This is a genomic window from Arthrobacter sp. 05T444, from assembly GCF_056395905.1.
Window position 1 is genome coordinate 67,229 of record NZ_JBFTKK010000004.1, and the last position, 20,455, is coordinate 87,683.

Consider the following 20,455-nt stretch of genomic DNA (forward strand, 5'->3'; position numbering starts at 1 on the left):
CGCTACTCCGCAGGCCCCACCACACGCGTGACAAGCTGGCGCCATGACTCCTCGAGGCGCCCCGGGGAAACCCCGTGCACCCGTACCGCATGGAGCAGCCGCTCCGGATCCAGGGTAGCGCTGAGGGACACCGCCATAAGCCACGGGTCCGCGTCGAAGCCGGCGGCGCGCAGCAGATGCTCAATGTGCCGGTGCCACAGGACAGCGGCCGGCACCTCAAACCGGTTGTACGGCGAGTGGTCCGCGGCCCGGGCCAGGTCGCCGTACTCCAGGACGTAGCCGATGCGCCCGGCACCAAAGGCGATGAGCCGCTCAAGGGGCGGAGCCCCCGGGCCCAGCGGCGGCGGCCCGAACATGAAACGGCTCTGGAACTCGGCCTCGGCGGCACTGAGCAGGGTCATCATGAGCCCGGCCCTGCTGCCGAAGCGGCGGAAAACGGTCCCCTTACCCACGCCGGCGCGTTCGGCCAGCTTGTCCATCGTGAGGCCGTCCACGCCGCATTCGTCGATCAGTTCCCGGGCGGCGCAGAGGAGCAGTTCCCGGTTCCGGGCGGCATCGCTGCGTTCCTGGCCGGACCCGAAGGGGGTTCCGGAGCGGATTGGGATGAGGCTCACACAAAACATTCTAGACCGGGGAATAATATCCGGACCGTAGTCCGTTTAGTATCGGTGAAGGCCTAAGACGCCTCCAGCAACCAACCAGCCGGCGGAGCGTTCCGCGGCCTGATATCAAGGAGTTCACATGTCCAAGAGCACCGTACTCGCCCTGGTCGGCAGCCTCCGCGCCGATTCCACCAACCGCAAGCTCGCCGAGGCCATCCAGCTGAACGCCCCGGAGAACCTTGAAATCGTGATCCACGAAACCCTGGGCAACCTCCCCTTCTACAACGAGGACGTCGACGTCGAAGGCCAGGTGCCCGAAGCTGCCGCTGCCCTGCGAGCCGCAGCCAATGACGCCGACGCCCTGCTTCTGGTCACCCCGGAGCACAACGGCACCATGCCCGCCTCGCTGAAGAACGCCATTGACTGGCTGTCCCGCCCGTTCGGCGCCGGCGCCCTCGCAGGCAAGCCCACCGCCGTCGTCGGTACCGCCTTCGGCCAGTTCGGTGGCGTCTGGGCCCAGGACGAGGCCCGCAAGGCCGCCGGCATCGCCGGTGCCCGCATCCTTGAGGACGTCAAGCTGGCCGTACCCGGTTCCGTGGTCCGCTTCGCGGAGACCCACCCGAAGGACGACGCCGAGGTTGTTGAGCAGATCAAGGGCATCTTCGGCGCCCTCGCCGCTGCCGAGAAGGCCGAGGCAGCAGCCTAGTCCAGGCTCTTTCAGCAAACGCCCCCGGCACGTCACCGTTGCCGGGGGCGTTTGCCTTTCCGCTTCTCGCCCGGCATGGCAGCCCGGTTGGCGGTCCACCGGCGCAACCATTCCGTGACTGAGCTGCGGCCGAACTGTCACCGCCACTCCGTTCCCCGCCGACTTCCGCCGCCGTAACGTTGAGTTACCGGACGTACCGGAGCAGGAAGTGCGGTGCAGTCATGACGAGCAGCCAGGGCGGAAGGGCGCGTACGACGGCGTCTGCCGCCTTTTGCCTGTTGCTTCCGTTGTGGCTGGGGTCCTGCGCTGCTCCGCCGGCATTTTCCGAAAATGCCGGCGCCGGACACACCCCCGCGGCTGCGCCGGGCCCCGCGGCCCCCGCCCCCCAGCCGGCTCCGCCGCCAAGGGCGCCCGAGGACATTTCCGTTCCGGGGCTGCCCCCGAACCAGGGATCCGGCACGGAGCCGGGTTTGGGGGCCGGCTCAGGGTCCAGCGTCGGCTCAGGCACGGCAGCCGTCCCGTCGCGGGGATCTGCTGGCGGTTCACCGCCGGCCGGCACGCCGCCTGCAGCGTCGGCTCCAGCCGGGCCCGCCGAGGGACCCGCCGTCCAGGCGCAGCCCGGCGCCGGAACGCCGGAATCTCCCGCACCGTCAGCCTCGGCTGGCACGGGGACCGGAGGCACCACCGCTAACACCGGCGCCCGGCCAGGCGCCGGCGGGCCCGCGGCCAGCGTAACGGGAACAGCGGTGTACTACGTTGCCCTGGACGACGGCGGCAGTTCGGGCGTGCGGTTCGGCTGCAACGACAGCCTGGTGGCTGTCCACGATGCCGACCCCTCGATCCTGGAGCCGCTTCAGGCCGCCATGAGCCAGCTGCTGTCCGGACGCGGCGCACCGCCGCCATCAGGCCTGTACAACTCCCTGGCCGCGTCCACGCTGCAATACGTTTCCGGATACTTTGACGGCACCACGGTGGTGGTCAACCTGACCGGCTCGGTACAGCCTGGCGGCGTCTGTGACATTCCGCGGATTGAGGCCCAACTGACCCACACTGCCGTGACAGCGGTCGGCGCCATCCGGGCGGAGATCTACGTCAACGGCGTCAGCCTGGCCCAGGTCCTGAGTCTGCGCTAGCACGCGCGTCACTCCCGGGCTCTTGCCCGGGCAAACAGTGCGTCCATCTCTGCATGGCTGCGGGCTCCGGCCAGTTCCGACCAGTTGCCGTCGCCCAGGACTTCAGCGGCCACCCGGGACACCGTTGCATAAGCGGCCTTCGCGGTGTTGCCGCCGATGCTGATCCGCCGCACCCCGGCGTCGTGCAGTTCCCCGACGGAGGGTGCCCCCACACCGGCCAGGGCGTTCAGCGGTGCCGGGATCCTGCGTGAGAGCTCGTGCAGGACGTGCAGATCCGTCACGCCGGGAACGAAGATGCCGTCGGCGCCGGCGGCCAGGTACGCCGGGACCCGACGCAGGGTTTCTTCGAAGGCCCGCTCCCGAAAGCGGCCCGAGAGATAGGTGTCCGTCCGCGCGTTGATAAAGAGCCGCACACCGGACTCCTCCGCCATGGTCCTGATAATGCCGATCCGGCGGGCCTGCTCGTCCACATCTGTCAGCGGTACCCCGCCGGAATCCTCGATGTTCACGCCCACGGCCCCCGCCTCCAGCACCGCTGTGACCGTCTGTCGCAGCAGGGCATCGTCGAAGACGCCATCCGCGCCTGCGTACCCCGTTTCGATGTCTGCCGTCACCGGAAGGTCGGTGGCCGTGGCGATCCTGCCCAGCGCCGCCATGGCCAGGGCACGGGGCAGCTGGTTGCCGTCGGGAAAGCCCAGACTCCAGGAGATGGCCGAGCTTGAGGTGGCCAGCGCATGCGCTCCGGCCTCCTCCACCAGCCGTGCCGAGGCCGCGTCCCACACGTTTACCAGCACCAGGGGCACCGACCCCTCCGCATGGAGTCCTCGGAAGGCAGCTGCCTTGGCCGACTGGACAGGAACGAACTGGGGTGTGGTCATGGCTCCATTCCATGCCCTGCGCGGACGGAGGTAAAGCCCCCAGCGCCGGACAGATCTTCGGGCAACAAATGTTGCCTTCCTGGCAACACTTGGATGTATCCTAGGAACTGTGACCCACGAAACACTTGACGCCGCCGCAGCCGTCCTTCCCGCCGAAGCCATTGATGCGATTGAACGGGCGGCAACGTCCGCCCACCGCCACGATGAACTCTTCTCGGAGCGCGCAGCGAACATCAAGCAGTCGGCCGTCCGGGACGTTTTCGACATCTCGATGCGACCCGGGCTCGTCTCCCTAGCGGGCGGCAGCCCCTACCTGCAGTCCCTTCCCCTGGACAGACTCGCCAAGACGGCTGCGAGGATCATCGCCGAAGATGGACTGACAGCCCTCCAGTACGGCGGCGGCCAGGGCACGGAAGAGCTCCGCACGCAGATCTGCGAAGTCATGGCCGCTGAGGGCATCCTGGACGCCCTACCTGAGAACGTGGTGATCACCGCCGGCTCCCAGTCTGCCCAGGACGTGGCCACCAAGGTCTTCTGCGACCCGGGAGACGTCGTCCTCGTGGAGGAACCCACCTACGTGGGTGCCCTCAACACGTTCGAGGCGTACCAGGTTCAGGTTGAGGCGGTGGAAATGGACGACGACGGCCTGGTACCGGAGCTTCTCGAGGCCAGGATCGCCGCACTCCAGACCGCCGGAAAGAACATCAAGTTCCTCTACACGATCCCCAACTTCAACAATCCCTCCGGCATCACCCTGGCGCAGGAGCGGCGCCAACAGATCGTCGATATCTGCCGCCGGGCCAACATCCTGGTTCTGGAGGACAACCCGTACGGCCTGCTCCGTTTTGACGGGGAACCGCTGGAGCCGCTGCGCGCGGCCAACCCGGACGACGTCATCTACATGGGATCGTTCTCCAAGATCTTCGCGCCGGGACTGCGCATCGGCTGGGCACTCGTCCCGGCACACCTGCTGCGGCGCTACTACCTTGCCTCCGAGGCCGTAACGCTGTGCCCGCCCACACTGAACCAGATGCTGGTCTCGGCCTATCTTCGGGACTACGACTGGAAGGGCCAGATCCAGACGTACCGGGGTCTGTACGCGGAGCGCTGCCACGCCATGCTGGCAGCGCTGGAGCAGTACATGCCGGAGGGGCTTACCTGGACACGTCCCGAGGGCGGCTTCTTCGTGTGGGTCACGCTGCCGCACGGCGTGGACACCTATCCGCTGCTGCGCAAGGCGATCGACTGTGGCGTCGTGTTCATTCCGGGCGCCGCCTTCAGCCACTCGGACGAACCGTCAAACAAGCTGCGCCTGGCATTCAGTGCCGTGCCGCCCGACGCCATCGCGGAGGGTGTGCGGCGGCTCGCGCCGGTGCTGCAGGAAGCCATTGATGCGGTCGCCGGAAGGCACGCGGGAACCTGACCTGCGCTGTGTCCCGGCTGCGCTGTAGCCTGAGGATGGGCGCGGCCGGGCTGACGCAGGATGCGATGATGCGTCCCGCACCCGGACGCGGAAAATGAAGAGGAGCGGGACCATGAGCGGAATCATTGTTGTGGGCGTGGACGGTAGCGGAACCGCCCGCAAGGCTGCGGAGACAGCGAGGGACCTGGCCGTGTCGCTGGGGGCGACGCTGCACGTCGTATCGGCCTTCGACACGGACCGGACCGAGGTGTATGGCAGCGGCAGCGATAAATGGATCGTTTCGGATGCCGGCGAAGCCGAGAAGGTGGCCAAGGACGTCGCGGCAAGCCTCGCCGGCACGGACCTCAAGGTCACCTATTCGTCAGCGCGCGGCAAGCCGGCCGAAGCCCTCATCAAAGAGGCAGAACGCTTCGACGCACGGATGATTGTGGTGGGCAACCGACGCATGCGCGGCCTGGGTCGCGTGCTGGGAAGCGTGGCCAACAGCGTTGCCCACACCGCCTCCTGCGACGTCTACATCGCCAACACCTACGGCGCCGACTAGGAAACTGCTGCGTCCGGCAGGGTTCTCAGCATCCCGCTAAACCTTCAGCATGCGGCGCAGAATCTTGCCGGACGCCGACTTCGGGACAGTGTCGATGAACTCCACCCGCCGGACCTTCTTGAACGGTGCCACCGCCGCAGCAACAAAGTCCATCACGGCGGCCTCATCGAGCGATGCCCCACCCTCCCCCGGCTGACGGACGACGAAGGCCATCGGGACCTCCTGGCCGTCGGCGTCGCTTGTTCCGATCACGGCGGCGTCGGCGATGCCCGGATGCGTCAGCAGCAGCGCCTCAAGCTCTGCCGGGGCAATCTGGTAGCCCTTATATTTGATCAGCTCCTTCAGCCTGTCCACGATCGTCACCACGCCGTCGGCCCGGACGGTGGCCACGTCACCGGTGCGCAGGTAGCCATCTGCATCCAGGCATGCGTCCGTCTCCTCGGCGCGGTTGAGATACCCGAGCATGACATTGGGGCCGCGGCACAGCAGGTGGCCCGGGCCGCTGGTGCCCTCGGCCGGAATGTCGATGTCCTCGCCCGTAGCCGGGTCCACGAGCCGGCATTCCATGTTGGGTACGGTGAAGCCCACCGAACTCACGGGAACATCCGTCGCGTCCCGTGGGATCAGATGCGAGACGGGGCTCAGCTCTGTCATGCCGTAGCCCTGCAGGACGCGGCAGTGCAGGCGCTGGGCGAGTTTGGTGCCCAGTTCACCATCCAGCGGCGCCGCGCCGGACAGCATGGTGTGGACGGAGCTGAGATCGTACTCATCCACCAGCGGTTGCTTGGCCAGGGCCACCGCCACGGGCGGTGCAATAAACAGGTAGGTGCACCTGTGGTCCTGGATCATTCGGAGGAACTCGGCAAGGTCGAACCGCGGGATAGTGACCAGGCTGGCCCGTTCCCGCAGGGCAAGATTCAGCAGGACGGTCAGGCCGTAGATGTGAAAGAACGGCAGCAGCGCAAGAAGCCTGTCGTCCGGCGTGACACCCAGGAGCCCCCGGGCCTGCTGTACGTTGGCCACAAGGTTCCGGTGGCTGAGCCTCACCCCCTTGGGCCGCCCCGTGGTCCCCGATGAATACGGCAGCACGGCCACGTGGGTGGCCGGGTCAAACGTGACGTCCGGAGCCGGCGCGCCTGCGGTGAGCAGGTCACGGAGCGAAAGGTGACCTTCGGCGCCGTCGAGCACCACGAGCCGCTCGGCGGGAATCCCGGCACGCTCGGCCGCTTCCTTGGCTCCCGGAAGCAGCGCGGACACCGTGAACAGCCACGTAGCGCCGGCGTCCTGGAGCTGGAGGGTCAGTTCGTCCGCGGTGTAGAGCGAATTGACGGTGGTGATCGTGGCGCCGGCCCGGAGGAGCCCGTGGAAGACTGCCGCGAAGGCCGGAACGTTGGGGCAGAGCATCGCCGCAACACCATGCGGACCAAGCCCCTGCGCGGCCACAGCGCCCGCAACTGCATTAATCTGCCCGAGCAGCTGCCCGTAGCTTGTCTGCGCGCCGCTGACGCCGTCCACCAATGCGATGCGGTCCAGATCCCCGGCCGCAAGACCGCTGAAGAGGTAGTCGTAGATGCTTTGGTCCGGAACATCCACATCCGGGAAGGGACTTGAGAACACGCCGTATCTCCTTTGATCCGCACCCGCCTTGCCGGCGGCAGTTGGTGCCACTCTAGTACGGCCCACCCCGCGCCGGGGGACCCGGCGAAACCCGCCCGACTTGACCCGGGTCACGCGCCCTGGTGGGCAGTCTCACCCGTATTTCCGGAGGTCAGCCCCAGTTCAAACGGTAAAATTGAAGGTGCCCCCGATGGTGCGGACAAGCCAGCACCTACTACCGCCAGGGACTAAATGCTTACGCTTCAGCGACGCCAGCTCGTCGGCCACGACATCCTCCTCGCCCGCCACGGGAACCACATCTGCTCCATGCGGCTGGACCGCAGCGCGGGCCGCGTCATTGCGCTGCTGGACGACGGCTCCGTGGACAGCGCCCCAAACCTCATCTCCCCGGACCTCCGCCTGCCGGACACCCTGCAGAGTGTCATCCGCGATGACTGGAAGTTCCTGACCGCCGTGTCCGGCGGCATTGCAGCCCTGGCCGGGGTGATGATTGCCGCCGCGGTCAACCTGCCCAGCCTCGCCTCCGATCCCGCCCTGGCGCAGCTGCTGACCGCCTACCCGGCCTACTGAGGCCCGCTTACCGCCGTCTTTGCTGTTGTCGTCTTACGTTCGCGGCCGCCGGCCTCAGCCGGTGCGGACCAGCAGTTCCCTCAGCAACCACCACAATCCTGTGGTGACCCCGCCGCCAATCAGCGCACCCACAACAACCTGGGCAACGGTGTGCGCCCGCAGGACCACGCGGGACCAGCCGACGGCGGGGATCAGCAGCAGCAGCGGAATCCATGGGGCGCCCAGCATGATGACGGCGATGGCCGTCGACAGGGCGATCGCCCCTGCATGCCCGCTGATTTTCCAGAAGAGGCTGATGACGGCGAGCACCACAACCCCGCTGACAATCGCCAGAACCATGACAATCACGCTCCGCGGGGCGTGAATCGCTGTCAGCAGTCCCAGCCCGGCCAGCAGCGACACCACAGCCATGGCCAGAACCGGTGCCCGCTGCCTGCGGTCACTGACGTGGTGGTCCGTGACCTTGCCGAGCCGCACCAGCAGCAGCACGAGGGCGAACGGCAGCACGCACACAAACAGCACGGCCAGCGCTCCGAACCAGACCGTACCGGGGAACCCGGGTTCAATCGCGGGGCTGAACAGGAGCAGGAGACCCACCGTGACGGGCGGCTGGAAGGCCTCCGAGAGGAACCATGCCACACGGTTCCTGGCACGGATGCTCATGAGGTTCCGCTCTTCGTGCATGGCCGGCCCTCCGTCATCCTGTGGCCCCCGGTGACGTCAGTCTAAGGTGCCGCCAGAACGCTGTCAGTCAAGCAGCAGCGCAGGCTCTTCAAGGATCGCGGCAACGTCGGCCATGAAGCGGGCGGACAGGTCGCCGTCCACCACACGGTGGTCAAAGGACCCGCCGAGCGTGGTGATCCAGCGCGGAATGACCTCGCCGTCCAGGACCCAGGGCTTCTGCTTGATGGTTCCGAAGGCGACGATGGCCACTTCGCCCGGGTTGATGATGGGCGTGCCGGTGTCGATGCCCAGGGCGCCGATGTTGGTGATGGTGAGCGAGCCGCCCTGCATCTGGGAAGGCTGGGTCTTGCCGGCACGGGCGGTGGTGGCGAGATCGTTCAGCGCCAGCGCCAGCTCCTTGAGGGAAAGGTCCTGGGCGTTCTTGATGTTCGGGACCATCAGGCCCCGCGGCGTGGCCGCCGCGATGCCCAGGTTCATGAAGTGCTTGACCTGGATCTCGGCAGAATCGCTGCCGTCCGGGTTGTCCACCCACGTGGCGTTCACGCTGGGGTTGCGTGCTGCCGCCCAGATGACTGCCTTGGAAAGGATCAGCAGCGGGGACACCTTGATGCCCTCGAAGTCGCGGGAGGCCTTGAGTCGTTTGACGAACTCCATGGTGCGGCTAGCGTCGACGTCCACGAAGATGCTGACGTGCGGTGCGGCGAACGCGGACTCCACCATCGCCTTCGCTGTGGCCTTGCGGACGCCCTTGACCGGGATCCGCTCGATCCGCTGGTCCTGGGGCCGTCCGGACTTGCCCCAGAAGGTGTCGGCCTGGTCCAGTTCCGCGTCCCGCTGGGCCTGGTAGCTGACCAGGTCCTCCCGGGTCACCTCGCCCCGGGCGCCGGTAGGAACCACATCGGCCAGGTCGATCCCCAAGTCCCGGGCGATCTTGCGCACCGGAGGCTTGGCAAGGACCTTGTTCATCAGCCCGGTGATGGTCCCGCCGAAAGTGGGCTTGTCCGGGCCGGTGATGGATCCTGTCGAAGTCGCGGGAGCATGAGCGGTGAAGGAGCCTGTCGAAATCGCGGAACCGCGGGTCTCGAGAGGCTGGACCGTCGGAGCTGTCGAAAGCACCGGCCCGGCCTGCGGGACGGAAGCCTTCCGCGGGCGGCGCCTGACGGCATCGGCCTTCGGACCGGAGCCAACCAGCGGACCGCCGGCCAGGCCGCCGGCCGCTGCACCGCCGTCGGATACTCCCTGCCCGCCAGAAACGGCGGCGCCAGCCCCGGCGGCCGCATCCTCGGCGTCGTCCGGAAGTTTTCCGTACATGAGTGGAGCCGGCTCGGCCGCCTGCAGGGCAGGCGCCGGGACGTCGGCAGGGGTGGGGTCGCCGGAGACAGCGTCGGAAACGCTGATGATGGCTGTTCCGACGTCGATGGTCACACCTTCCGGCACCAGCAGTTCCGTGACGGTGCCGGCGAAAGGCGACGGCAGTTCCACGAGGGACTTGGCCGTCTCGATCTCGCAGAGGACATCGTTGATGGCCACAGTGTCGCCCGGCTTGACCTTCCAGGAGACGATCTCTGCCTCGGTCAGGCCCTCGCCCACGTCGGGGAGGTTGAACTTGTTAAGCGTCATGGGGTCCTCGGGTTTCGAAAGCTCAGGCTTGCCGGCCGGCGCCCGGAGGCGGCCGGAGGCGGAAACGTCAGTAGGCGAAAGCGTCAGCGGGTGACAGCGTCAGTAGGCGAAAGCCCGGTCCAGCGCCTCAAGAATGCGGTCGATGTCCGGAAGGTAATCCTCTTCCACCTTGGCCACGGGGTAGGGCATGTGGAAGCCTCCCACGCGGATGACCGGAGCCTCGAGCGAGTGGAAGGCGCGTTCACCGATCCGGGCCGCGATTTCTCCGCCGATGCCCCCGAAGGTGGGCGCCTCATGGGACACGATCAGTCGTCCGGTTTTCTTCACCGACGCTTCGATCGTGTCGAAGTCGATCGGCGAAATGGAACGGAGGTCGATGACTTCGATGCTGCGCCCGTCTTCCGCGGCGGCGTTGGCCGCCGCGAGAGCCACGGGAACCAGCGGACCGTAGACCACTACGGTGGCGTCGGTGCCTTCCCGCACAACGTGCGCCTTGAAGGGGTCCTCGGCGAGGCCTGCCGTCTGGGTGTCCACCTCACCCTTGAGCCAATAGCGGCGCTTGGGTTCGAAGACGATCACAGGGTCCTGGCAGTCCACGGCCTGCTGGATCATCCAGTAGGCGTCATGCGGATTGGAGGGGGTGATGATGCGGATTCCGGCGGTGTGCGCGAACAGCGCCTCCGGCGACTCCGAGTGGTGCTCGATCGAGCCGATGCCGCCGCCGTAGGGGATGCGGATGACGACAGGGACGGTCAGGTTCCCGTTGCTGCGTGAGTGCATCTTGGCGAGCTGTGTGGTGATCTGGTTGAAGCCGGGGAACACGAAACCGTCGAACTGGATCTCGCAGACGGGCAGGTAACCGCGCAGGGCCAGGCCGATCGCGGTGCCGATGATGCCGGATTCCGCCAGCGGGGTGTCCACCACGCGGTCGGCACCGAACTCGCCGATCAGGCCGTCGGTGACGCGGTAGACGCCGCCTAGCGGCCCGATGTCCTCGCCCATCAGCAGGGTCTTGGGGTTGTTGCTGAGAGTGGCGCGCAGGCCCTCGTTGATGGCCTTGGCAATGGTCATGGTGGTCATCAGTGGCCAGCCCCTTCTGCGGCGTCCTCGCTGGCGAATCCGGCGGTGTATTCCTCGAACCAGGCCAGTTCCTCGGCTACGAGCGGGTGGGCCTCCACGTAGGTATTGGCGAAGGCAGTCCTGATGTCCGGGGTCTCGGAATCGTACGTGGACTTGCGGATGTAAGCGGCGAGTTCGTCGCCGTCAGCCGCGACCTTCGCGAAGAAGGAGTCATCGGCCATGTCCTCGGAGCGAAGGTATTTCTCGAGTCGCTCCAGTGGGTCCTTGGCCCGCCACAGCGCTTCCTCGGAGGACTCCCGGTACTTGGTGGGGTCGTCCGCTGTGGTGTGGGCGCCGACGCGGTAGGTAAAGGCCTCGATCAGCACCGGGCCGTTGCCCTGGCGCGCATGCTCGAGGGCCCATTCGGTGACGGCGTGCACGGCGATGACGTCGTTGCCGTCCACGCGGATGCCCGGGAAGCCGTAACCCTTGGCACGGTTGGACAGCGGGATCCGCGTCTGCACCGCAGTGGGCACTGAGATGGCCCAGTGGTTGTTTTGGCAGAAGAAAACCACCGGCGCTTTATAGGAGGAGGCAAACACCATGGATTCGTGGACGTCGCCCTCGGAACTGGCACCGTCGCCGAAATAGACCATGACGGCGGCCTTAGGTTCAGCCGGCTGGGAGTCAGCCAGGCCGTTCGCCTCTGCCAACCGCTGGTCGCGCTGGATTCCCATGGCGTATCCCACGGCGTGCGGCGTCTGCGCAGCCAGGACCAGCGTGTACAAGTGGAAGTTGGTGTCCTTGGGGTTCCAGCCGCCGTTGGAGATGCCGCGGAACTGCCGCAAAAGCTCCGCCAGGTCCACGTTCCGCGTGAGGGCAACACCGTGCTCGCGGTACGTGGGGAAGATGTAGTCCTGCGGCTGGCTCGCGCGTCCAGACCCGATCTGCGCGGCCTCCTGCCCCGTCAGCGGAACCCAAAGGGCCAGCTGGCCCTGGCGCTGCAGGGCCGTGGCCTCCTGGTCAAAGCGCCGGATGGCCGCCATGTCGGCATAGAAGCCGCGAAGCTTTTCGGCGTCCAGCCTTTCGGCGTACTCGGAGAATACGGAGTCCGTCCCGAGTGTGCCGTCCGGCCCAAGCAGCTGGACCATTTCGGTCCGGGGCTCGCCCAAGGCAGCCTCGGCTTCGGCCTCTAGCTGGTCGTCCACCTCGGTTCCGTCGAACTCGGTGGAGGGCAGATGTGTGGCGCCCATGCCGTCTCCTTGCTTGCCGCATCCGGATGCGTTGCAATGTCGCTGGGATATATGCCGCATCGGGAATGCATTCCGGATGCGGCATATATTTTTGGCTTACTGTTCCTTACTTTATCCGGCGTAGGTAGGCCCGGACGTTTGTTAAGCGCTAGGAACGCCGTGGCGGTTTTGTATAGATTGCACAGAGTTCCAAGAAGCGGGTGTTTGCCTCGGGCTCGCCGATGCTGACTCGTACGCCCTCGGTGCCGAAAGCGCGCACGGAAAGCGCCCGTTCCCCCGCCAACTGGGAGAATTCAGCACTGTTCTCGCCCAGATCCAGCCACACGAAGTTCCCCTGGGCTTCCGGCACAAACCAGCCCAGGGCTCGCAGACCGGCCGTCACACGGTCCCGCTCATCCACGAGGCTTTGTACCCTTTCTACAACCTGGTCGAAATTCTGCAACGACACCACCGCGGCCTGCTCGGCGATCTGGGACACCGCGAAGGGGGTGGCAGCGACCCGCAGGTGCTGGGTCAGCTCAGGCTGCGAAATGCTGTAGCCGACGCGCAGGCCCGCGAGTCCGTGCGCCTTGGAGAAGGTCCTGAGCACCACGACGTTGGGGTATTTCCGGTACATCCGGATCCCGTCCACGGCGTTCTCCGCCCGGACGAACTCCTGGTAAGCCTCGTCGATGACCACCAGGACATCTGAGGGAACGGCGTTGATGAAGCGCTCGGTTTCCTCAGCCGTCAGGATGGGACCGGTGGGGTTGTTCGGTGTGCAGAGCAGGATCACCTTGGTGCGCACCGTGACGGCCGCGGCCATGGCATCGAGATCGTGCCTGCCATCCGCCGTGAGGGGAATCCGGACGCTCTCGGCACCTGCCAGACCTACACAGATGGGATAGGCCTCAAACGACCGCCAGGCGTAGATGACTTCGTCGGCCTTGCCGTCGTCGTTCTGGCCCGCAAAAGTGGTCAGCAACTGGTTAAGGGCGCCGAGGCTGCCCGCGCCGGTGACGATGTCCTCGGCGGGCACGTCCAGGAATTCGGCGAGCGCGGTCCGGAGCTTCGTGCTGAGCGGGTCCGGGTAGCGGTTGAAGTCGGTCTGGGCCGCAATGGCCTCGACGACGGCCGGAATGGGCGGCAACGGGTTTTCGTTGGACGACAGTTTGTAGCTGGCCAGCCCGTCGACGGCGACGGGCGGCTTGCCTGCGGCGTAGCGGGGCAGCCGGTCAACTACCGGTCTCGGCCTGACGCCGCCCGCCATGGTCTCTGATGAAGTCATGCCAACTAGCCTACTTCGCCCTTTCTGTGACCCGGCTCCGGCCGGACCCGGGGCACCGTCCGGACCCCAGTCCTGCGACCCGAGGCGGAGGGTCTCCGCCCGCGGACCCGTTCCAAGCTCGATGTGACAGCATGGGCGCATGCGATCTTTCATCGTGCGGGTGCTCATCAACGGACTGGCGCTGTGGATTGCCAGCTGGATTCTGCCCGGACTGGACATCTCCACTGCGGCCACCACCGAGGCCGTGGCCAAGACGGGTGTCAGCCAGGGCACCAACGCCATCGGCATCATCCTGGCCTACCTGTTCATTGGGCTGATTTTCGGCGTGGTCAACGCCTTCGTCCGGCCCGTCATCAGCTTCCTGTCCCTGCCCATCACCATCCTCACGCTCGGGCTGTTCACGATCGTGATCAATGCGGCCATGCTGTACCTGACGTCCTGGATCAGCAGCTACACGCCGGTGCATTTCACGATTGACTCCTTCTTCTGGACGGCCGTGCTGGCGGCGATCGTCATCACCATCATTTCCCTGGTGGCCGACAGGATCCCCGGGGCGCGCCGCCGGTAAAAGCGCAATGACAGGGGTTCATCGGCCGCCGGTGGGCCGGATGTCCGCTTGCCTGGGCAATCGCCGGTCCACGTACCGCCGTGTGGCTACCGGCGCTTGCGGTGCGCGGACCAGCTGGAAGCGAGTGGCGGTTGCCGCTCCGCCGGCGCCCACGACGCCCGCAAGCGCGGCGGTGGACGCCACGAGCGACGCGTCGCCGCTCTCCGAGATGGCCCTGGCGCCGGCTTCATAGTTGGCCAGTCTGTGGCCCGGTCCCAGACCGGGCTCCTCCCCCAGAGGCGTCAGCACCCGGTTTTGGACTGTCACCGTAACGCGGTCCCGCGTGTCGGGGCTGGGCACCCCGTCCGCTCCCGGAACCCAGTCCTGACGATGTTCGAGATGCAGCGTGCTAATGCCCGGCTCGGGGTTGATGCCGCCTACCGGTGATCCTGCCGTCAGCACGTACTTGAGGTCATATTCCGCGAGGAAAGCCTTATCTTGGCTGAGGTTCATGGCGTGAATTCCGCCCTGGCTGTAGCCGACGGCCACGACTTGGGCACCAGCCTCCGCGCCGGCCTGCCGCAGCGCGTCCCGGATCGCGGCCCCCGTGTGTTCAGAGCCATACCCCAGGCCTTCGGCGATGCCGTACTCGTCGAAGGGGTTGGAACCGCCTGCGGCACCCGGCTGCGTGCCGGGAATGATGACGATGAAAGCCTCGTGACCGCCCTGTTCCGTCCGGATGATCTCGATCTTGCCGAGGCCGTCCTCATCCACGGTCTCGGCCCTGACCAGAAGGCCGGCAGGCGAAGCGTCAAGGGTGATCGCCGACGTGGATGCTGCTGTTGCAGTGACAGGGCGAGGCCTGAGTTGCGGCATCACACCGCCGGCAAGCATGCGGATGACATCGGGGACGCCGGATCCCTTCATCCCGGTGGCCGCCGCCATAGTGACGGCTCCGAGGAGGGCCGGAGAATTCACCCCCAATAGGGCAAGGAGGACCGCGTAGTTGCCCGCCACCTCCTCCATGCTGTCCCGGTTCAGCAGCCTGCTAAAGTCCGCGCGGAGGGGATCGCCCAGGCCTCCGAGATGCAGATCCATTATTTGAGCCGGCAGGAGCCTCAGCGCATCGATGCCGGAGCGGAGGCTGGCCAGGCTTCGCTGTTCGGCGGCTTCATAGTCGCGCTTGCACGCCTGAACCTGGCTGGCGATGTCCTGCAGTTCCTCGCGCACGGCCGCGACGGCACGCCGTCCTTCCCAGACGCCCGTGACTGCTTCCATCCCGCTGGACGGCGAATCATTCTGGTACGGGCCCAGTGCCGTCCAGACCCTATGCGCATCCAGTTCCACGGCAGCCAGATCCCGGGCAAGGGCGTTGAGCTCGGTCGCCCCTGCCGAGAGTTCCTCGAGTTGGAACGCGATTCCGCCTGCACCGCCGCGTACCAAAAGGAATCCGTCCGAGGCCGGCTCGACCGGCAGCAGCGGGCCTCCACTTTCAGACGGCGTAAGTTCGGCCATCAGAACCCGCCAGCCGCAGTCCGCGGGGAGGACAAGGACACATTGTTGGCGTGCCTTCGCACGGACGCAGCGGCCGAGTCCATCCGCTCTCGGGCCCGGCGCAGGGCTCCGGCCTGCAGTCCTGCGCTTTCCCGGAACGCCCTGCCCGCCGGTGACTGCCAGCCAGACAGCTGCAGGCGCGACAGCCGTGAAAGCGCCTCCTCAACCTGTCCTGCGCACTCCTCCAAACGCCGCGCCAGCAATTGGACTTCAAAGCTGCGTGATGAACACGCCGCGGCGTCAGCCGCGCTGATGCTGGCACTCATCCGGTTACTCCTCCTTCTTCTGCCGCACCCGGCACCCGCGGTTTTCCCTCCTGCCTCCGACGCTACGGAGCGTGGCTGCGCTCCGGAACACCCGCCGTCGGCTATGTGGACAGACGTCGGGGGTGCGTCCTGTTGGGGAGAAGTCACAACGAACCGCGCGCTTTAGCCGGCGCAGAAGTTCGTGAAAGAATCAGGGCATGCCTGAAACTGCCGCCACAGCTGATACCCGTACGCCCTCCGGACGCCTGGCCCTCGCCGCGTCTCCGGAACAGATTGCGCTCGGCCCGCTGGACGGCCGCTACCAGTCCGCCGTCGCGCCCCTCGTTGACTACCTGTCCGAGGCCGCCCTCAACCGCGACCGCGTGGCCGTCGAGGTGGAGTGGCTCATCCACCTGACCAGCAACAACGTCCTTCCCGGCGCTGGTCCTCTCACCGCGGACCAGCAGGACCGGCTCCGCAAGATCGTCACCGAATTCGACGCCGCCTCCGTCTCCGAACTAGCCGAAATCGAGGCCGTCACGGTCCACGACGTCAAGGCCGTGGAATACTACATCGGCCGCCGCCTTCCCGCGATCGGCATCGAGAACCTGACCGCCATGGTGCACTTCGGCTGCACCTCCGAGGACATCAACAACCTCTCCTATGCGCTCGGCGTCAAGGGTGCTGTGGAGGACGTGTGGCTGCCGGCCGCGCGGGCCCTCGTGGCCCAGATCAGCAAGATGGCCGAGGACAACCGCGCCGTCCCCATGCTGTCCCGCACCCACGGCCAGCCGGCCACGCCCACCACGCTGGGCAAGGAACTCGCGGTCATCGCGCACCGCCTGACCCGCCAGCTGGACCGGATCGCCAAGACCGAGTATCTCGGCAAGATCAACGGTGCCACCGGCACCTACGCCGCCCACGTCGCCTCCGTTCCCGGTGCCGACTGGCAGCAGGTCTCCAAGTCGTTCGTCCAGGGCCTGGGCCTGACCTGGAACCCGCTGACCACCCAGATCGAAAGCCACGACTGGCAGGCCGAGCTCTACGCCGACGTCGCCCGCTTCAACCGGATCCTGCACAACGTGTGCACGGACATCTGGAGCTACATCTCGATCGGCTACTTCGCGCAGATCCCCGTGGCGGGCGCCACCGGCTCCTCCACGATGCCGCACAAGGTCAACCCGATCCGCTTTGAAAACGCCGAGGCCAACCTGGAGATCTCCTCCGGGCTCCTGGACGTGCTGGGCTCAACCCTCGTGACCTCCCGTTGGCAGCGCGACCTCACGGACTCCTCCAGCCAGCGCAACATCGGCGTGGCATTCGGCCACTCACTGCTGGCGATCTCCAACGTGGCCAAGGGCCTTGACCGCCTTGACGTGGCAGAGGACGTGCTCGCCGGGGACCTCGACACCAACTGGGAAGTCCTGGGCGAAGCGATCCAGATGGTCATGCGCGCCGAGGCGATTGCCGGCGTCGAAGGCATGGAAAACCCGTACGAGCGGCTCAAGGACCTCACCCGCGGGCAGCGCGTGGACGCCGCCCGGATGCAGGAATTCGTCCAGAGCCTCGGGCTGTCGGCGGATGCCGAGGCCCGCCTGCTCGCGCTGACGCCGGGCAAGTACACGGGCATCGCGGACCAGCTGGTGGACCACCTGAAATAAAGTACGACGGCGGTGCCGGGCCTCGCTGCCCGGCACCGCCGCCGTTTCCGGCCGCGTTTCCAGCGTGTCCCGCTCACCTTCACGACGACGAAAAGGAATGCGAACCATGAGGCTCCTGCTCATCCGCCACGGAGAGACGCCCGGGAACGTGCTGGGGCAGCTGGACACCGCCCACCCCGGACCCGGGCTGACGGAACTTGGAGAACGCCAGGCGGAAGCTCTGCCGAAGGCGCTTGTGAAAGAGCCGATCAGTGCGCTATACGCCTCCACGCTGCTCCGGACCCAGATCACCGCGGCGCCGTTGGGCCGCGAACTCGGGCTGGACGTCAAGGTGCTGGACGGAATCCATGAAATCGAGGCCGGCGCCCTTGAAAAGCTCACGGACCACGAGGCTCACCGGCGGTACATGACAACGGTCTTCGCCTGGGCCAACAAAGACTTCGGCAAGCGGATGCCTGCCGGCCCGAACGGACACGAGTTCTTCGAGCGCTACGATGCCGCGATCGCCAAAGTGACCGCCGGAGCCTCGGACCCCGGTGCCGTGGCCATCGTCAGCCACGGGGCCGCCATCCGCGTCTGGGCAGGCCTCCGGGCGGACAACATCGACATGGAATTTGCGGCGCGGCACGTGCTCGCGAACACCGGCATTGTGGCACTGGAAGGCGATCCCGACGCCGGCTGGACCCTGATCCATTGGGATGCCAGCCCCGTGGGCGGCCTGGCCCTGGCTGACCCCACTGCCGAAGACCCGATGGGACGCTCGGCAGGGTAGCCGGCGGCCTGGTTGCGGCACTGTTCTCTGGACGCTTACGCACGGGAAACACGGCGGAAACGGCGGCCACCTAGGCTTGATATGCATAACCCTTCGGCGAATCGAGGCAGAGATGCAGACCAATCCCAGGCTCAACATTCGGAAAGTCAGCTGGTCCAACCCGGTGGGTGCCGATCTGCGGGCGGCGCAGCAGGCGGAACTCGATGCCCGCTTCGGCTGCACCGACCACGAGCCCGGGCCGAAGCCGTCGGAGGTGGACACCGCCGTCTTCCTGGTGGCGTACGACAAGGGATCGGGCCAGCCGGTGGGCTGTGGAGGGTTGCGGCTACTCGATTCGAACACCGCCGAAATCAAGCGCCTCTACGTTCTGCCCTACACCCGGGGCTCCGGCGTGGCCAGCTCCATCCTGGCGGCCCTCGAGGCGGAGGCCCACGCCCAGGGCATCACCCGCGTCACGGCCGAAGCCGGCTCGGCCCAGCCGGACGGCCGGAACTTCTACGAGAACTCCGGCTTCGAACCGGTGTCCAACTTCGGCCCCTACATCGGCGTCGAGCACTCCTACTGCTACGCCAAGTCCATCGACTCCCACAGCGCGGCGCACACGGCCATGGCTTGACCCGCCCTCATGCCCACAACCGGCCCTGGCCCGCAAGACCGGCCCGGGGCAAGGCCGCGGCCGTCACACTCGGAGCCGGCCGGCCGCCGTCGGCTAATCTCGCTGTATGGCAACCGCAGACATCACTTTCCGCACGCGCAAATGGGTGCGCCCCGAGGACCTCAACGCCAACGGCACGCTGTTCGGCGGAAGCCTGCTGAAGTGGATCGACGAGGAGGCGGCGATCTACGCCATCCTCCAGCTGGGCAACGGCCGTGCGGTCACCAAATACATCTCCGAGATCAACTTCGTCAGCTCCGCGGTGCAGGGCGACCTGATCGAAATGGGCCTGACCGCCACGCGTTTCGGGCGCACCTCGCTGACCATGCGCGCCGAGGTGCGCAACATGATCACGCGCCAGAGCATTCTCACCATCGAGGAGATTGTGTTCGTGAACCTCAGTGCGCACGGCAAACCAGAGCCGCACGGCTACACCGAGATCACCTACGACCGCGACCGGATCCCCACGCACCACCTCACGGAGACGCTGGAGCAGGACTAGGGCACCGCCGTCGGGCATCCACTCTGTAACCGGCCCTTGCCCGTCCGTCCGGGACCAGGGCCGCCTGTGCGGGCCGGGACCGTCCGTCCGGGTCAGGAACGCCCGACGGCGCCTGCCGGGCTTTGCTGGGTGGCGAGCCTAAGCAGCCGGTCGCGGACGGGCTGCGCACGTTCGGCGAGCGCGAGGCGCGTCATGCCGGAGGAGCCCAGGCGCAGCAGCTGCGTCCGCAGGACCCGCTTCCTGTTGTAGGCCCTGAGCGCCTCAGCAACGGACCGCGAGTTCAGCAGCTCGGCCAGGGTGACGGCGTCCACCAGCGCCTCGCAGGCGCCCCGCCCAAGGTTCGGCGTCATGCCGTGCGCGGCGTCGCCCACCAGCACAGCACCCGGCCGTTCATAGCTGCCGAGGATTGGAACCGTCCAGATCCGCTGGGCGAGGGACGTCGCCGGAGTGGCCGTTTCCAGCACCTGCCTGATGGCGGGCGCGCTTCCCGCAAACCGGCCCCGGGTCTGCTGCAGCGCCTCGGCAACGTCGACGCCTGACGGTCCAAGGTCCGAACGGAATGAGGCGTACCAGTAGGTCCTGCCGCCCGAGGCCGGCGTAATGCCGAACAGCTTCCCCCGGCCCCAGTATTCGCCGCCGGAATCCGCGGCGACCGGATCGGCAAGGACACCTCGCAACGCCAGGTAGGGCGACTGCGTGGCTTCCGAGCGTCCACCCCAGAAGGCGCGCCGGACCACGCTGTGGACACCGTCGGCACCCACCAGCAGGCCTGACGCCAGCGGCCCCGACGCCGGTATGTCCTCCACCCGCGTCGCCACCCGGCGCACGCTGCGGGGAACCGCGGCCCCGAGCAGCCCGAGGAGGTCGGCCCGGGACACGCCCAGCACTCCGCGCACTTCCGGCGAGATCCAGGAATTGCCTGCCGCATCCCGCAGGGCCATCCCGCCGAACGTAGCGGCCACGCCCCTGATGTGCGGCAGGATCCCGAGCAGCGCCAGCGCACTCTGCGCCTCCGGCCACATGGCGAGAGACGATTCCACCGTGGGCGGACCGGGCCGCTGCTCGTGGATAGTGACGTCGAAGCGCTGAGGGTCCAGGCCCGCGGCGAGCGCCAGGCCGGCAACGCCGCCCCCGATGATGGTTATGGCTTCCATGGACCGATG

Annotated in this window: 21 protein-coding genes; 10 read left to right on the forward strand and 11 right to left on the reverse strand. The window is 67.0% G+C overall.

Annotated elements, in window-relative coordinates; genetic code table 11:
* Positions 1–2 precede the first annotated feature (2 nt).
* On the reverse strand, positions 3–614 hold the full coding sequence (locus tag AC1DD3_RS05535; RefSeq protein WP_230119895.1) for a TetR/AcrR family transcriptional regulator: 612 nt from the start codon (positions 612–614) through the stop codon (positions 3–5).
* 127 nt (positions 615–741) lie between these two features.
* Here AC1DD3_RS05535 and AC1DD3_RS05540 point away from each other — a divergent pair, with 127 nt between their 5' ends.
* Positions 742–1,308, forward strand: coding sequence for an NAD(P)H-dependent oxidoreductase (locus AC1DD3_RS05540; RefSeq protein ID WP_476881149.1), 567 nt, complete (start codon positions 742–744; stop codon positions 1,306–1,308).
* A 184-nt stretch (positions 1,309–1,492) separates the two neighbouring features.
* Here the strand turns inward: AC1DD3_RS05540 and AC1DD3_RS05545 are convergent, their stop codons facing one another.
* The gene (locus AC1DD3_RS05545; protein ID WP_476881150.1) at positions 1,493–1,975 is read right to left on the reverse strand and encodes a hypothetical protein; all 483 of its coding nucleotides are present in this window, start codon (positions 1,973–1,975) and stop codon (positions 1,493–1,495) included.
* 79 nt (positions 1,976–2,054) lie between these two features.
* Here AC1DD3_RS05545 and AC1DD3_RS05550 point away from each other — a divergent pair, with 79 nt between their 5' ends.
* Positions 2,055–2,441, forward strand: a complete 387-nt coding sequence (locus AC1DD3_RS05550) for a GerMN domain-containing protein (RefSeq protein ID WP_476881151.1) — start codon at positions 2,055–2,057, stop codon at positions 2,439–2,441.
* A gap of 8 nt (positions 2,442–2,449) precedes the next feature.
* Here the strand turns inward: AC1DD3_RS05550 and AC1DD3_RS05555 are convergent, their stop codons facing one another.
* Complete coding sequence (locus tag AC1DD3_RS05555; RefSeq protein ID WP_476881152.1) at positions 2,450–3,319, reverse strand: isocitrate lyase/PEP mutase family protein; 870 nt, start codon at positions 3,317–3,319, stop codon at positions 2,450–2,452.
* A gap of 109 nt (positions 3,320–3,428) precedes the next feature.
* Between AC1DD3_RS05555 and AC1DD3_RS05560 the strand changes: the two genes are divergently transcribed.
* Positions 3,429–4,742 carry an aminotransferase-like domain-containing protein gene (locus AC1DD3_RS05560; protein ID WP_230121494.1) on the forward strand — a complete coding sequence of 438 codons (1,314 nt, stop codon included), beginning with the start codon at positions 3,429–3,431 and terminating at the stop codon, positions 4,740–4,742.
* Between the two features lie 112 nt (positions 4,743–4,854).
* The gene (locus tag AC1DD3_RS05565; protein WP_230121493.1) at positions 4,855–5,286 is read left to right on the forward strand and encodes a universal stress protein; all 432 of its coding nucleotides are present in this window, start codon (positions 4,855–4,857) and stop codon (positions 5,284–5,286) included.
* Between the two features lie 36 nt (positions 5,287–5,322).
* On the opposite strand, the gene AC1DD3_RS05570 is transcribed toward AC1DD3_RS05565, so the two are convergent.
* Positions 5,323–6,903 (reverse strand): AMP-binding protein, encoded by a 1,581-nt coding sequence (locus AC1DD3_RS05570; RefSeq protein WP_476881153.1) that lies wholly within the window; start codon positions 6,901–6,903, stop codon positions 5,323–5,325.
* A gap of 231 nt (positions 6,904–7,134) precedes the next feature.
* Here AC1DD3_RS05570 and AC1DD3_RS05575 point away from each other — a divergent pair, with 231 nt between their 5' ends.
* Positions 7,135–7,473, forward strand: coding sequence for a hypothetical protein (locus AC1DD3_RS05575; protein ID WP_476881154.1), 339 nt, complete (start codon positions 7,135–7,137; stop codon positions 7,471–7,473).
* 54 nt (positions 7,474–7,527) lie between these two features.
* On the opposite strand, the gene AC1DD3_RS05580 is transcribed toward AC1DD3_RS05575, so the two are convergent.
* The 5 genes from AC1DD3_RS05580 to hisC form a co-directional block, all read right to left on the reverse strand.
* The gene (locus AC1DD3_RS05580) at positions 7,528–8,157 is read right to left on the reverse strand and encodes a phosphatase PAP2 family protein (RefSeq protein ID WP_230120844.1); all 630 of its coding nucleotides are present in this window, start codon (positions 8,155–8,157) and stop codon (positions 7,528–7,530) included.
* A gap of 63 nt (positions 8,158–8,220) precedes the next feature.
* Positions 8,221–9,777: a dihydrolipoamide acetyltransferase family protein gene (locus AC1DD3_RS05585; RefSeq protein WP_230120842.1), complete on the reverse strand. Its 1,557-nt coding sequence runs from the start codon at positions 9,775–9,777 to the stop codon at positions 8,221–8,223.
* Between the two features lie 99 nt (positions 9,778–9,876).
* Positions 9,877–10,857 carry an alpha-ketoacid dehydrogenase subunit beta gene (locus AC1DD3_RS05590; protein WP_230120840.1) on the reverse strand — a complete coding sequence of 327 codons (981 nt, stop codon included), beginning with the start codon at positions 10,855–10,857 and terminating at the stop codon, positions 9,877–9,879.
* Positions 10,857–12,089 carry a thiamine pyrophosphate-dependent dehydrogenase E1 component subunit alpha gene (locus AC1DD3_RS05595; protein WP_230120839.1) on the reverse strand — a complete coding sequence of 411 codons (1,233 nt, stop codon included), beginning with the start codon at positions 12,087–12,089 and terminating at the stop codon, positions 10,857–10,859. The genes AC1DD3_RS05590 and AC1DD3_RS05595 overlap by 1 nt, the downstream gene beginning before the upstream one ends.
* Before the next feature lie 148 nt (positions 12,090–12,237).
* Positions 12,238–13,356, reverse strand: coding sequence for a histidinol-phosphate transaminase (hisC, locus tag AC1DD3_RS05600; RefSeq protein ID WP_476881155.1), 1,119 nt, complete (start codon positions 13,354–13,356; stop codon positions 12,238–12,240).
* Between the two features lie 139 nt (positions 13,357–13,495).
* Between hisC and AC1DD3_RS05605 the strand changes: the two genes are divergently transcribed.
* Positions 13,496–13,924 (forward strand): phage holin family protein, encoded by a 429-nt coding sequence (locus AC1DD3_RS05605; RefSeq protein ID WP_230120835.1) that lies wholly within the window; start codon positions 13,496–13,498, stop codon positions 13,922–13,924.
* 18 nt (positions 13,925–13,942) lie between these two features.
* On the opposite strand, the gene AC1DD3_RS05610 is transcribed toward AC1DD3_RS05605, so the two are convergent.
* Positions 13,943–15,418 (reverse strand): hypothetical protein, encoded by a 1,476-nt coding sequence (locus AC1DD3_RS05610; RefSeq protein ID WP_476881156.1) that lies wholly within the window; start codon positions 15,416–15,418, stop codon positions 13,943–13,945.
* Between the two features lie 502 nt (positions 15,419–15,920).
* On the opposite strand from AC1DD3_RS05610, the gene purB reads away from it, so the two are divergent.
* The 4 genes from purB (at position 15,921) to AC1DD3_RS05630 (ending at position 19,292) form a co-directional block, all read left to right on the forward strand.
* Positions 15,921–17,363: an adenylosuccinate lyase gene (gene purB, locus AC1DD3_RS05615; RefSeq protein WP_230120831.1), complete on the forward strand. Its 1,443-nt coding sequence runs from the start codon at positions 15,921–15,923 to the stop codon at positions 17,361–17,363.
* Positions 17,364–17,469: 106 nt separating this feature from the next.
* Positions 17,470–18,135, forward strand: a complete 666-nt coding sequence (locus AC1DD3_RS05620) for a histidine phosphatase family protein (protein ID WP_230120829.1) — start codon at positions 17,470–17,472, stop codon at positions 18,133–18,135.
* A gap of 112 nt (positions 18,136–18,247) precedes the next feature.
* Entirely contained in the window at positions 18,248–18,751 is a 504-nt protein-coding gene (locus AC1DD3_RS05625) for a GNAT family N-acetyltransferase (protein WP_230120827.1), read from the forward strand.
* Between the two features lie 106 nt (positions 18,752–18,857).
* Positions 18,858–19,292 (forward strand): acyl-CoA thioesterase, encoded by a 435-nt coding sequence (locus AC1DD3_RS05630; protein ID WP_476877701.1) that lies wholly within the window; start codon positions 18,858–18,860, stop codon positions 19,290–19,292.
* 92 nt (positions 19,293–19,384) lie between these two features.
* On the opposite strand, the gene AC1DD3_RS05635 is transcribed toward AC1DD3_RS05630, so the two are convergent.
* Positions 19,385–20,446, reverse strand: coding sequence for an FAD-dependent monooxygenase (locus tag AC1DD3_RS05635; protein ID WP_230120823.1), 1,062 nt, complete (start codon positions 20,444–20,446; stop codon positions 19,385–19,387).
* Positions 20,447–20,455: the final 9 nt, after the last annotated feature.

What these genes read in the sequence shown, in the direction of transcription:
- AC1DD3_RS05540 (WP_476881149.1), top strand. Translation starts at nt 742, where the DNA reads ATGTCCAAGAGCACCGTACTCGCCCTGGTCGGCAGCCTCCGCGCCGAT.
- AC1DD3_RS05555 (WP_476881152.1), bottom strand. Translation starts at nt 3,319, where the DNA reads ATGACCACACCCCAGTTCGTTCCTGTCCAGTCGGCCAAGGCAGCTGCC.
- AC1DD3_RS05565 (WP_230121493.1), top strand. Translation starts at nt 4,855, where the DNA reads ATGAGCGGAATCATTGTTGTGGGCGTGGACGGTAGCGGAACCGCCCGC.
- AC1DD3_RS05575 (WP_476881154.1), top strand. Translation starts at nt 7,135, where the DNA reads ATGCTTACGCTTCAGCGACGCCAGCTCGTCGGCCACGACATCCTCCTC.
- AC1DD3_RS05580 (WP_230120844.1), bottom strand. Translation starts at nt 8,157, where the DNA reads ATGCACGAAGAGCGGAACCTCATGAGCATCCGTGCCAGGAACCGTGTG.
- AC1DD3_RS05585 (WP_230120842.1), bottom strand. Translation starts at nt 9,777, where the DNA reads ATGACGCTTAACAAGTTCAACCTCCCCGACGTGGGCGAGGGCCTGACC.
- AC1DD3_RS05590 (WP_230120840.1), bottom strand. Translation starts at nt 10,857, where the DNA reads ATGACCACCATGACCATTGCCAAGGCCATCAACGAGGGCCTGCGCGCC.
- AC1DD3_RS05595 (WP_230120839.1), bottom strand. Translation starts at nt 12,089, where the DNA reads ATGGGCGCCACACATCTGCCCTCCACCGAGTTCGACGGAACCGAGGTG.
- hisC (WP_476881155.1), bottom strand. Translation starts at nt 13,356, where the DNA reads ATGACTTCATCAGAGACCATGGCGGGCGGCGTCAGGCCGAGACCGGTA.
- AC1DD3_RS05605 (WP_230120835.1), top strand. Translation starts at nt 13,496, where the DNA reads ATGCGATCTTTCATCGTGCGGGTGCTCATCAACGGACTGGCGCTGTGG.
- AC1DD3_RS05610 (WP_476881156.1), bottom strand. Translation starts at nt 15,418, where the DNA reads ATGGCCGAACTTACGCCGTCTGAAAGTGGAGGCCCGCTGCTGCCGGTC.
- purB (WP_230120831.1), top strand. Translation starts at nt 15,921, where the DNA reads ATGCCTGAAACTGCCGCCACAGCTGATACCCGTACGCCCTCCGGACGC.
- AC1DD3_RS05620 (WP_230120829.1), top strand. Translation starts at nt 17,470, where the DNA reads ATGAGGCTCCTGCTCATCCGCCACGGAGAGACGCCCGGGAACGTGCTG.
- AC1DD3_RS05625 (WP_230120827.1), top strand. Translation starts at nt 18,248, where the DNA reads ATGCAGACCAATCCCAGGCTCAACATTCGGAAAGTCAGCTGGTCCAAC.
- AC1DD3_RS05630 (WP_476877701.1), top strand. Translation starts at nt 18,858, where the DNA reads ATGGCAACCGCAGACATCACTTTCCGCACGCGCAAATGGGTGCGCCCC.
- AC1DD3_RS05635 (WP_230120823.1), bottom strand. Translation starts at nt 20,446, where the DNA reads ATGGAAGCCATAACCATCATCGGGGGCGGCGTTGCCGGCCTGGCGCTC.